At 47.5% G+C, this 12,786-nt stretch carries 9 protein-coding genes; 2 read left to right on the forward strand and 7 right to left on the reverse strand.

The features are described 5' to 3' along the window. On the forward strand, positions 1-444 hold a 444-nt coding region (locus G517_RS0107945), incomplete at its 5' end, for a PD-(D/E)XK nuclease family transposase (RefSeq protein WP_028303965.1). 193 nt (positions 445-637) lie between these two features. Here G517_RS0107945 and G517_RS0107950 read toward each other — a convergent pair. The 7 genes from G517_RS0107950 to G517_RS0107980 all read right to left on the reverse strand — a co-directional run bounded on the left by G517_RS0107950 (position 638) and on the right by G517_RS0107980 (position 10,536). Beyond that, entirely contained in the window at positions 638-2,146 is a 1,509-nt protein-coding gene (locus G517_RS0107950) for a hypothetical protein (protein ID WP_028303966.1), read from the reverse strand. 138 nt (positions 2,147-2,284) lie between these two features. Beyond that, entirely contained in the window at positions 2,285-4,402 is a 2,118-nt protein-coding gene (locus tag G517_RS0107955; protein ID WP_028303967.1) for a CHASE2 domain-containing protein, read from the reverse strand. Positions 4,403-4,567: 165 nt separating this feature from the next. Continuing rightward, on the reverse strand, positions 4,568-6,451 hold the full coding sequence (locus G517_RS0107960; RefSeq protein WP_028303968.1) for a PIG-L family deacetylase: 1,884 nt from the start codon (positions 6,449-6,451) through the stop codon (positions 4,568-4,570). Beyond that, positions 6,429-7,628: a glycosyltransferase family 4 protein gene (locus tag G517_RS0107965; protein ID WP_028303969.1), complete on the reverse strand. Its 1,200-nt coding sequence runs from the start codon at positions 7,626-7,628 to the stop codon at positions 6,429-6,431. Before G517_RS0107965 ends, G517_RS0107960 begins: the two co-directional genes overlap by 23 nt. After that, positions 7,625-8,902, reverse strand: a complete 1,278-nt coding sequence (locus G517_RS18310) for an ABC transporter ATP-binding protein (RefSeq protein ID WP_051206221.1) — start codon at positions 8,900-8,902, stop codon at positions 7,625-7,627. The genes G517_RS0107965 and G517_RS18310 overlap by 4 nt, the downstream gene beginning before the upstream one ends. Then, entirely contained in the window at positions 8,892-9,698 is an 807-nt protein-coding gene (locus tag G517_RS0107975; RefSeq protein ID WP_051206222.1) for an ABC transporter permease, read from the reverse strand. Before G517_RS0107975 ends, G517_RS18310 begins: the two co-directional genes overlap by 11 nt. Positions 9,699-9,783: 85 nt before the next feature. Then, positions 9,784-10,536 (reverse strand): Crp/Fnr family transcriptional regulator, encoded by a 753-nt coding sequence (locus G517_RS0107980; protein ID WP_028303971.1) that lies wholly within the window; start codon positions 10,534-10,536, stop codon positions 9,784-9,786. 462 nt (positions 10,537-10,998) lie between these two features. Between G517_RS0107980 and G517_RS20055 the strand changes: the two genes are divergently transcribed. Further along, positions 10,999-12,777, forward strand: coding sequence for a FecR domain-containing protein (locus G517_RS20055; RefSeq protein ID WP_051206223.1), 1,779 nt, complete (start codon positions 10,999-11,001; stop codon positions 12,775-12,777). Positions 12,778-12,786 lie beyond the last annotated feature (9 nt).

The raw sequence follows: 12,786 nt of genomic DNA on the forward strand, positions 1-12,786 counted from the left end.
CCCAACTTTACTAAAACAGAAGACCAGCTAGAAAGCCTACAGGACAAATGGTTCTTCCTTTTTCGCCACCTACACACCCTGCAAAAACAACCGCCGCTACTGCAAGAACGCATCTTCGGCAGCCTCTTCCGTAAAGCCAACATCGCCCGCTTTAAACCGGAAGAACGCACCGCTTATGAATCCAGCTTAAAATACTACCGCGACCTCAAAAACGTTATCGACACCGCACGGGATGAAGGCCGAGAAGAGGGAAGAGAAGAAGGTAGGGAAGAGGGAAGAGAAGAAGGTAGGGAAGAGGGAAGAGAAGAAGGCAGGGAGGAAGGCATCGTTGAGATGGTACACAATATGTTAAATGCAGGGTTAGCCGATACGCAGATCTTAAGCATCGCATCCATCACCCCGCAACAATTAGACGAAATCAAAGAAAAAAATAGAGAACCGTAGGGTGCGAAAGGGCGAGGCACGAGCAACGTCTCGCACCATTGCCTCAAAGCAAGCACCTGATGCACGACGCTTTCGACGGGCTAAAGCCCGACCTACGGTTATGCTTACAACCATACCCCGTGAAATGTAGGTCGCCCTTTAGGGCGCCAAATGATGATAATGATGCACCATTGATGATTACGCCGATCTCTATCTAAAAGCGCCAATCTATACCTAGGTTGACTCGGGTGGCGTTGTAATCGAACAGTTCTATATTGCTTCGCTGGGCGCTGCGCTGAAGACTTAATTCGGCATCTAAACTAGAGGTGATTTGCTGTCGGACTTGCCCGCTAAACTGGGTGTTACTCACTTTTCTGGCGTTATTGTTATCCAATAATGGGCTGTAACCTTTCTGGTCTTGGGTGATGCTGTATCGGGTGTTTAAGCTCCATAGGCGTGTGCCTTCTATATATTGCATGGAGACTAATAGGTCTGCTAGCTTTCGGTCTCCGCCTACGCGCTGGTTTAAGGCGTTGCTAAAGCCTATGCCGCCTTGGGTATATAGCTGTACGTTGGGTAACAACCGACATTGAACGCTGGGCTGAAAGCGGTATTCCATGGCTTCTTGGCTGTGATCCTGCGGGTAATACTGTCGGCTAAACTGCAATTCTAAGTCGGTATAACACTGGTCGTTAATCAGTCTACGGGACTCTAGCTGTAACTCTATAGACTGGTACAGACTGCTACTATTATACCAAAACTGTTTAGCGGCCAATCCCCAAGCGATGTGCGGGCCTGCACTGCTACTCGCTTTCATTTTAGGGGCGGTAATGACGTTTTTATACAGTAGGTCTAGTTGCTGCTGATCATGTCGTAAATCGCTTTTACGCAGCCGGTCTTCAATACCTGTGCGCGTATACAGATTTGCCTGCCAGTAACTGATACTTTTTTTATGCAGCTGGGCGTGTTTTACCCCTGCGCTTAGGTTAAGCACTTGGCCGCTAATCGGCTTATTGGATTCACCCAAAACTAAGGTGGTGTTTAGGCCGTCGGTTAATGTTAACTGGTTTAAATCTGCGGCGGTGTTTAAGTTGCTGTCGTAACCTAATGCGGCGGATAGTCTAAAGTCTGTCCGTTTAAACTGTTTTGACCAAGCCTCTTCCCTTTGTTCTAGGTAGGTTTGTACTTTTTCTGGCAGGTCTCTGCGCTTTAGTAGCTGTTGATTAAGGTCGTAGGCGGCGAGGGGTTGTCCTACGGCATTTAATACTTGGGCATAGTCTATTAATGCCTGCCCGTGATTAGGATTAAGCATTAAGGTACGTTCTAGGGTGTCTTGAGCATCGGCTAAGCGACCGGTGTACAACTCTGCAGCGCCCATAAAAGACAAAAACTCGGCATGATGATAACAGGCCATTTTGTAGGGCTGTAGTAATTGGTAGCGTATTACCCACGGTGAGGCCGAGCTTGTAGATGGAGCTTGATCACTGGCGTTAATCGCTTGGCGCACTAAATCCCTACACTGTGCTAAGTCTAGGTTTAGAGTCTGTTTCTGTGATGACAACATTAAAGGGGGGAGTTGAGCATAACTCTTAGAAAAAATGCTTAATCCCAGCAATAAGATAAGGAGGGACATCATTCTTTTAGTCGCTTTCTTAGCAATTCTTTTAATAGATACTTCTAACAATAGGCTATTGCCTTGATCCTTAAAGCGTAATTGCATCATTGCGAATTCTTAAATTGAAAGGGTTAGCATTTTATTATTGTAAGCCTTTTATTATTGCAAGCCACAAGGAGCGCGATTATGCCCTAAACGCAATAGCCTAACCAGTATCAAAATGTTTTTTTGCGATAGACTCCACATCTATTTTGAGGCTTGACGATACGCTTGTAGAGAGGCAACACCATTATCTTGGAGGTGATGAAAATCATCTATATCATCCAGATCACTTAGGTCATTAGGGGGAACTTGCTTTAATAGCTCCTGCTGACTGGGCGCATATAAGGCTTGCGGTCTACGTACGCCTTCTAGCAGATAAGAGCCGATTGCTTGGTAGCTTTGCTCTGGCAAATACCGAGCTAATGCTTGACTGCACAGTGTAGGGTAGGCCAAATCTTGCGTCATACTTTGTAGGCTTAATGCTTGCGTTACCGCTTCACCAAGGATCATTTGCGTGCGATGACGGGCGGAACCTAGTCGCCCTTGAGTAACGCTACCGGCAGCGATTCCGATACCTAGTCCTAAGGGAGCAATATCGGTGAGGGCTGTTTTCGCTAGCAAAGGCTGCACGGCTTGATGTATTGCAGATGCGGCAAGCCATGCGTTTTCTGCCTGTTGCTGGTTGCTCTGAGATGCAATACCGTCATCTTCCAAGGGCCAGACAGCAAGCAGGGCATCGGCTCTTAATTCATAGAGTGTGCCGTGGTGTTTGCTGATATCTTGGCTTGCTAAGGTGAAAAAGCCATGTAATAGATGCACCGTGGCCTCAGGCGAGCTTTTTTGCTGAAAGGCAGAAAAATTCCTTAAATCTGCGCTTAAAATAATGCAGCGTGATTTCTCAGCATGTAGCTGGCCGGTAGGCAAGTGAAAGGCTATCTCACTGGCGATATTCTCGGGCAGGTAGCTGCTAAGGTTGTCGTAAAGCCGTTGTTTCTCATGCCGGTTACGCAGGTATTCTAGCCCGGTCAACGATAGGGCTGTCACCATGCCATACAGCGCCAGCGGCAGCCACCCTAGCCAAAGTTGGTGCTGTACTCCCCAGTAATGTATGCCAATAGCCACCAAGGGTAGCACCAAGGGCGCACTAAGGAGGGCACCACGGGCTAGCCGGTTATGATGCACATTAACACGACTGGCCAGCAATAATAGAAGCAGCAGTGCCGAGCTAACCGAGGCGACCTGATAAAAGGTTTGTACTTTTGGGGTGTAAGGTACGCTCTGGTCTAGCAGGCTGGTAATCATTCGGGCTTGTATTTCAACACCCGGTGTTAAGCCGCTATGGGGGCTAGGCACAAGATCACCCAAACCAAAGGCGGTAGCACCAACGACAACCCAACGGTTTTTTAGGCGGTTAGGGTCGATACGTCCGGCGATCACATCCGCTGCGGATATTTGAGTAAAGCTGCTAGGTGCTTTGCTGTAATCAACCCGCATTAAACCTTTATCGTTTACAGGGACTTGCAGCAAGGGATAGTCTGGAGAGGTGATGACCCAAGGGGCTTGGTTGGCATCCGAGCCGGTTAGCCACTCCAGATCTGTAATATTCAAGTTCTGCAATAATGTGGCTAGTGCCAGTGAGGGGTAAACTTGGCCTTTATAGCAAACCAGAGGAGCTTGAAAGCGCACGGCTCCATCGGGATCAATTTCTGGGCTGATATGACCGGCGTTAATGCTCAAAGCACTTGAACCACCCGCAATATCGGCTGAATTAACAAGACTGGGGCTGTTGGCTAAATAACCGTGGGCAACGGGCATACTAGGGTGGCACGCTTGGTTCAGTGCGCTGGTTAGCTCGCCAGTTCGATAGGATTTCTGTTGAGGATCTAACAGGGGTATTTGACCAATAAGGGCGTTATTGGCTAACAGGGCTTGGTTAAGCTGGCGGTCGCCTTCACGGGCTTCTGGAAAAACAAGGTCATAAATTTGGCTGGTAACGCCGTATTCATTTAGCTTGTCAGATAGTTCTGCGAAGGTGGCTCTCGACCAAGGCCAAGCACCTAATTCTTGTAGACTCTCATCATCAATAGCCACAATAACAACCCGCTCTTCTGGCGTGGTGTCAGGCTTGACCTGCCATACTAGGCTACCTGTGCGCTCTTCTATTAGGCGAGCAGGCTCTTCGAACAACCACTGCAAACCGAAGACCACCACACTGGTCAGCAGGATAACGCCCAAGCGCGAGCCTAGCGGTGTAACGCTAAGACTATAAGGCAAGGATGCAGGCATCTGCTTTTGTTGTGTGGTGCTTGGCTTATGTTTCATTATAAAACCTAGTGGGCGGTTTTGTTATTGCGTCATTATTACAGGACGATCATTAGTATATTCAGTCTAGTGTAATAAGTTACGTCTTTTGCTGACGTGATAGCGATCACATCAAAACACGCCTTTAGCAAAACCTGCCTATTAAGTACTCTTTTTTTCCTGTTTTTAACGGAAATCGGTATCTGCGCCGAGCATCCAGCAATGGTTTTTAATCTGCGGGGTGAGCGGGGCATCAAGGGTATCAGCCGGTAGGGCCATACGCCCTTGGTCAACCACGCTAGACTCCCCTGAATGATGCAGGCTTTGTGCATGGCGCTGTAGTTCATCTATCGCTAACCGTGTGCCCCATGCGGTAGTGCATTCTGCGCCTTGTTTGTAGCTGTGGTTAATAATAGCGGCGATAAGTTTCTGGGCACTGTCAGGGTGATTTCCCGCTAGGGCTAAGTCCATAATTTCTACCCGAGGAGTAGCTGCGCTATCAAACTGGTGCTGAATAATGGCGACACCACTTAATCGCCCCCAGCGGTAAAGGCGCAGTATTCGGTAGTCTTTTTTGGGGTGCTGTCGAAACCGCTGCTGCCAATAAGCCCCTGTTTTTTTTAGCCAAAATACATTATCCGCATCGGCCATAAAGGGCTTGAGTGCATTTACCCACTGCCATGCTTTCTGCTTACGGCATGATGTTGTCGTCACTTGCCAGCCTAAACCCATTCGATTGGGTGGGCTGCGGTGTTCCCAGTAAGCCAGATCGTCACCTTCTTGATACAAACCAAGCCGTATACCCAGCGTTAGGGCGCGGGCGGTGGGAAATCCGTAGGCCATTTGGTAAGCACGCTGTGAGCCAAGCTGCTCCTGTAGAAAAAGCCGACTGACAGCGGCAAAAACACCATTCTTTTTGGTCGCAAAACGATAGGGGCGAGCTACCATCACATCGGCCTGCTGGGCAGCATTTAACGTGCTGCCGTGCCAATGGCCTTGGCGCGCTAATGCACCGTAGTAGGCGATAACCGCCTGATTTTGATCAACGGCGACGGTTCCAGCCTGCGGCTCGTGGCCGTATTTTTTCAGCCACCAATCGGTCTCTGGGGTGTGTTCAAATACATTAATAAATAGGTTGCGTAGCTCCGCGGCATCTTGCTTACAGGCGTAACGCACCTGATACTTTTTTGTGGGAGCTGTAGCTGTGGTAGCTTTGGCTTTATCCAGGAAAGCACTGGGGGAGCTATCCAGAGTTTGTTCCGTTTTTTGTCCCACAAGCTGAAGATGATAATAAGCTTCGGCATATTCACCCTCTGCGGCCAAGTGCCCGCTTAACAGGCTTCGATAGGCCGCTAGTGCTTCTGTCGCCCGTAAATAATGACCACAGGATAACGCGGTTTTATGCTGTTGAAGGGCGGCCATTTTTTTATGCCAAACCGTGCTGATATTCAGAATATGAGTGGCGGGTAGCGGTGTCCACACTTCGTAAAACAGTATACCTTGGGATAAAACCGATTCTTTATGGGTGGACGCTTTATCGTCCGCTTCGTTATAAACAGTGTCTCTGTATACAGACAGCGCCCTATGACCTGTGGCGGCGTGGTCAGGATGCATATCCTGTAACCACGGAGCGATGATTACGCTAGGTTGGTAGCGGGTAATACTGGCTTGTATCTTTTCCTTTAGGCTGGGCTCTTGGCTCAAGCTGCCATCGGCAAGCTGCCAACACTCCCATGTCAGGCCGTCACCAAGCTGTTTGATCGCCTGATCGAGTTCTTGCTGTCGACGTTGGGCGGCACCTTCTGGTAAGCCACCGGCACCGGAGCCATCGCTGACAAGAATCAGGTGCGCAGGTATGTTCTGCTCTGCAAGTAGCGCCAATAAGCCTCCGCAGCCAATACTTTCATCATCGGGGTGCGGTATAAGGACAAGGGCTTTTTTGATCTGCTGAATATCCAGCGGCTCTGGTGGTATCTGCGCTTTAGCGGCTAAAAGCGCTAAGCTGGCAGTTTCTGTTGCTGTTTCTGTAACAGCCACGCTAAGTTGGTTACTTGATAAGCTGCTGTTCATAGTGATCCGCTATCTGTTCCCACGCCAGCCAAGCCCCACTCTCTTGCTTAGCTTTGTTGCGCCAGTAGTTGTAGTTGTTTGGTTGGTTAAGTACTTCCGCCATAGCAGCCCCTAGCCTTATAGCTCCTTGGTCGCTGTTATCAACGGGAATAAGATAGGCCCCTAAGCCTAATACTTCGCCACTGCCACCTTGGCTGGGTGCAATGACAGGCAGTCCCGCGGCTAAAGCTTCTCGGTTGGCTTGCCCGTAAGACTCTGCGGCACAGGTGCTAACGTATAAATCCGCAGCGGCTAATGTCCAGCTAATATCGGCCTCAAACTGAATGATCGGTTTATGGCTCAAATTCAGGCTGGCGGCTAAGTCCTGTAAGGGCTGGGGATCACCACCACCGGCGATAATAATCTGCACCGGCGTATCGTATTTATGCTCAAGCTGGGCACAGGCTTTGATCAGCAAAGGGAAATTCTTCACCGGCGCTAATCGACCTACCGCAACAACGGTCAATGTCTGATCGGTGGCTAGCTTGCCAAAGTGTCTCAACCCAGCGGCTTTGCTGGGCAGTTCAATCTCGGGGCGTCCGTATCCCATAACACTGATGTTATGCTGCGCACGCTCTAGATGTAGGTCTCTTACCAGTGCTGCCTTTGCGATATGAGACGGTATAAACACATGGTCGGCATGTATTAAAACTCGGCGTTCGGCTTTTAATAGACACTTATACATTTTATCGGAAATATCTAAGCCATCTTGAGTCACCGCCCATGTAAAACTGCCTAGGCCGTGCTCTGTAACGATCAGCTTAAAAGGTCGTCTTATATATTTTCTTCGCAATAAACCTAGCTTTATCCCCCAAACCAGCCAAGGATCATGAGCCCAGACATGGGTGGCATGGGTGGCGATTGCACGGGTAGCCGCAGCAATCCCCTGAACGATGCGCTCGGCTATGGCAGGAGCTAGATTAGTCAATATAGGTCTTAGCCACCGGCTAATTTTAGGGTGCCATTGCTGATGAGTATAAAGACAGCTGTCTTTAGAAAAATAGTCAATGTGGTGGCCTCGGTTCGCTAACGCTTGCAACAATGGCTGTAGGGTTTTACCTAAGCCGTAGGCTTTGTCTTGTTCGTTTTCTCGGGTAACAATCAAGAGCCTCATGGGGCTGTAGCTTAATGAACTCATTTTTGTGGCACTTTTTCTGTTTTTTCTTCTATTTTTTCTACGGTTGTCTTAGCTTGTGCTTCACTGTGCCATTCTCGCTCTAAATGAAACACGCCCTGCTCTAAGCTAAAATCTGGTGATTGCATTTTAAAACGAGCGGCGGGGATCTGTTGATCGTAAAACAGGATGCCTTGCTCACATAGCAGGTAAACCTCAACCCAGTATTCACCTTTTAATAGGGGTAGCTTGGGAAAATCCAAGCGTACATCGCCTTTGCCATCATCGCTTTGCTGCTGTTTATATTCGTCGATATGAGAGCCTGCACTGGCAATTAAGCGCCCGTCAGCCCCATGAACAGTGGCCGCAAGAGAGGGTGCGGGGTGTCCAGCGGCACCTTGCCAGCTCACATAGATACTTAAACAACTTTGTCCAGTAATGCCTTCGGGGACTTTTGTTTGAGTTGCGGTCTTACCATCAAGGGTGATGCGTACCTGTTTAAACTGTGGTCGCCCCGGATCTTGTGGCTTGTCGGGCACGGGAAGCGAGGTATCCCCCTGTTCAACACCATAAAGAAAGCTTTCGTAGCGGTGAATCACATCAGCGGGATTACCTTGAGCAACCACTGTTCCTTGGTGTAACCAAAGCGCACGATTACAGATCGCTTCCACTTGATACAGGTTATGAGAACAGAACAAGATAGTTTTACCGGATTCTTTTAACTGCATAATGCGGTCAAATGATTTTTTGGCAAAAGCGCCATCACCAACACTAAGAGCTTCGTCGATGACAAGCACGTCGGGATCAACACATACCGCTACGGCAAAGGCGAGCCGTACAAACATGCCACTGGAGTAGGTTTTTACCGATTGATCGATGGCATCGCCTATTTCAGAGAAACGGTGAATCTCATCAAACTTTGCCTCTAATTCACTACGACTTAAGCCTAAAATAGCGCCGTTGAGGAAGACATTCTCACGCCCTGTAAATTCAGGATTAAAGCCAGAACCAAGCTCTAATAAAGCCGCTACTCGTCCTTTGATCGAAACACTACCGCTACTGGGCTGTAGGGTGCCACAAATAAGTTGTAATAGCGTTGATTTCCCCGCGCCATTACGCCCCACTAAACCGATAATATCCCCTTCACCTACGGTTAAGTCCATAGGATTAAGGGCGATAAAAGGCTTGGACTTGGCTTTTACAAAGGGTAGAGATTCTATTAGCCGATCTGAAGGTTTACGAAACAGACGATAGGTTTTGCTGACGTTTTTTAATGCAATAACAGGATTAGAGGACATCGGCAAACCCTCGACGTAGTTTGGCAAAAATAAGCGCACCTAATAAGGCAACAAAAACGGAAAATGCGATAAAAATAGCTAAGGATGATGTATCAGGCCAAGGGTTGCCTAAGAAAATAGAGCGAGACAACTGTATAACCAGTGTTAACGGATTCAGATATATCCATTGTTGCGCCCAATCTGGCAACATAGATACTGGGTAAAAAATAGGCGATAAGAACATTAAGGGCGCGGTGATCATGGCGACAATATGCTGAGTATCCGTGAAATAGACCCCAAGAGCCGAAAAGGCTAGGGCCATACCTAAAAGCATCGGGATAAAGATCAACAACAGTAAGGGCAGGTAAATAATATTACTCGGAATACTACCGGCCAAAAAGGTTGCCCCCAGCAGTAGCACGCCTAAACTAATAAGCGCTTGAAACCCCGAAGACAAAACAATAATCCAAGGCAGCAACTGCAGTGGAAACACGACTTTTTTCACTAGATTGGGCTGGCTCAGAATTGCGCTAGCGGCGCGGGTCATAACATCACTAAAAAAGGTAAAGAAGATTAAACCGGCAAATAAATTTAAGGCAAAATGCCCGCCGCTGTTTGTGCTTTCAGCGACAGCACCAGGCCAACGTGCTTGAAAGACAAATTGAAAAACAAAGGTGTAAACAACCAGCATAATTAAAGGCGTTACAATCGACCAGCCAATACCAAGCCATGACCCTTTATAGCGCTGCACGACATCCCGCTGCGTCATCTGAAACAACAGACCAAAATACTCTTTTGGCCAAAAATATGTTCGCACTTTTTGTATCCCCTTTTCTTGCTTTGGTCGTTGTTTTATTAACAGCTATTGCGGTCAATTTTTATACAGGCCTGGTACGCCGACCCTACCCGTCGCCAAGGGCAAGATGATACAGTTTTTCCGGCTGTTTTATAATGAGGCTACTGGTGCCATTTCTTTGCACGATGTCTTCTGCCTGCAAGGATTGAAATACACGCGTGACCGTTTCTCGACTGGTATTGAGCATAATGGCCATTTCTTGATGGGTTGGCGGGTTGGCAATATTAATTTCTTGCGTAAGATCAGGAACCTTGGAACGGCCTCCTGCACCTTGCGAGCTAGCAACTGCTTGAGGGTTATCTATTAAATCCAGCCCGCTTAACTGGGCAAGCTGCCGGTAAATTCTCAAAGGAATACTGGTTAATGATAATACAGAGCGCTGTTGAGTCAGTTCAATCACCCAGCGTGCAAGACGCTGGCTTAACACTTTAATCAAGGGATGGATGTCATACATAACGCTCTCAATCGCACTAAAAGGTAATAGCACCACTTGAGACTTTGCCAAGGCCACGACAAACTCTGGGTTAGGATGATGGCCAAAAAGGCCGACTTCTCCACAGAAGTCCCCTGGCCTTACAAAGTAAAGGCCAACCTCTCTACCGTCCAAGGTAAAATCGACGCCTTGTAGACTCCCTTCAAAAAGAAAGCATAGGTTTGATTCAGCCTGACCGGGATCGATCACAATTTCACGACGTGAGAATTTGCGCAAGACAGCGTGGGCAGCTAGCGGCTCTAATGCGGAATCGGTTAATTCATGGAGAAGGTCAAATCGCCTTAGGACTTCAATAGAGACGGCCATTAATCCCTCAAAACAGCATGATCGAAAAAGCAGAATTAAATAAAAAACTGAATAAAAACAAGTAAAAAATAAAACAGTCGCCAACCCCATACCGTTACGTTTCAGGGATATTTCCAGTAGCCTTACATTTCAGCATTCAATCTTTAATCCTCTTTAAACCTTGATATACCAACCCCTAGCCCTGATATCGCTTTGGGTGGCGCGTCACCTTAGAATTTATGATCGAAACATTTAAGCATAGAATTTACGCATTATGTGTGATTGTCATCACGTATACTGCTCCACCGCCTTGCTATGATGATCGAATGGCAGGGATACAAAGTAAGCTTGAATGCCATGCTACAACTTAACGGACGTGTAACCAGCAGATTATCTATTAACCAGTTGATAGTATTGTCATTATTTATGTTTGCTTACAAGTACATTATGCATTTTTCCAATGCATCAGTAACAGGTGAGATTATGCAGCAGCAATCAACCAACAGGCACTTTACATCAAGCAAGCTTTGTTCAAAAACACTGCTTTTACCGCTTCGTGCCTTGCTTAAAAAGATGCGCTGGGTGCCTCTTCTTACCCTATTGGTGATATCTACCGTGGGATCACCTTTAACTTATGCGGCTGATCATAAGGTCGGAAAAATAACCTTAGCCCTAGGCCAAGCAGTTGTTGAACGTAGTGATGGCAAAAAGCAGGAAGCCAGCTCAGGCATGGAGTTGTACTCCGGTGATACCTTGGTGACATTTACCAGCGGTTATTTGCATCTACAGTTTATTGATAATGCGCTTCTGAGTATGCGCCCCGGTAGTCGGCTCTCTATCGAAATGTACGACTACGACCCAGAATCACCAGAGTTTAATGCGGTACGTTTTAATCTAGAGGAAGGTCTTGCTCGTTCCGTCTCTGGTAGTGCCGCTAAACAGAATAATCAGAAGTTTCGTTTAAATACGCCCATTGCGGCTATTGGTGTTCGCGGCACTGATTTTACAGTGCTAGCAGATGCAGACAGAGTTCGTACTTTTGTTAGCGAGGGCGCTATTGTTGTCTCTCCTTTTTCGAGCGAATGCCATTCGCTAGCGCTTGGCCCCTGCGCCAAAGACGGTATTGAGCTTAAAGGCAATAGCAACCAATTGGTCGAATTCAATTCATTTTCTGTTCGCCCCCAACTGCTTCAACTTGCCCTTGAAACAACGCCAACCTCTAACTTGCTATTAAATGATGAGCTTTTGGCGAAACTTACGCCTAGCTCTGGAAGCCTTCCTTTGGCAAGCTCTCAAATTCGCGTTGCAGCTCAGTCCTCAGAAAAACAAGACGACAGTAACCCGTCACAAAGTCAGACAGACTCTTCAAAAAACACCGCGAAAAACAATGTTGCAGATTCGACCGGAAGCGCTCAAACAAATACTGAGAATGGCACAAGTGCCACACAGACTAATGAGCAATCCCAGTCTGGGGATATTATTGTCGCAAATAGCGCAGGGGCTTCAAATACAGAGGTTTCAAATACAGGGATTTCTAGTACTGGGGCGTCAAGCAATACGGTAGCCTCTGGTGATACAAGTATCAATATTACATCCAGTGCGACGGAACCATCCAGCTTAGAGCAATCATCAACGGTGACGATTTTGGCGGACGCTAATGACCAGCACGCCGATCAGTTTGGTGGAGCGGAAGAAGTTGATGTTAATGAGTTTATGCCTAAAGATATCCCAAAGCAGCAAGATATGCTCTGGTCTTATACACCTTCCGACAAATTTAGCGCACCTGCGTTTATATACTCAGATCAACTCGTCACCGCAGGTATTAACAACAAGACGATAGACAAAAGCTTGATTGTAGCAACGGACAGGTTCTCACTCTATCGCCCCAATGAGCTATTCGAGACGATCAATCCAGAGAGAGGCAACATAAGCTTTACTCTGCAGGATGCGGCGGCATTTTATTATGCTGGAGGTAAACAGTTCGATCTCAATGTTGACAGTAGTATGTTGCAGATAGATTTTGGCAAAGGCAAGTTTTCTACCGCGCTTCAACTAAGCCATGAAGAAACAGGGCAGATTAGCTTTAGTACGTCTGGCGAGGTATTGAGTAACGGTCTGTTTAATAGCCAGCAACCCGATCAGATGCTGGAGGGGGCTTCTAGCTTAGATGCAAAAGCTGCCGGTTATTACTTTCAACAAAACATCCCTCACTTAGAGAGCACCATTGACGGTATAACGGTCTGGCAGGCTCCAAAGAAATAAGCGCGGGGA

Origin of the sequence: Oceanospirillum maris DSM 6286, from assembly GCF_000422865.1 — a bacterium.
Lineage (GTDB): Bacteria > Pseudomonadota > Gammaproteobacteria > Pseudomonadales > Halomonadaceae > Oceanospirillum > Oceanospirillum maris.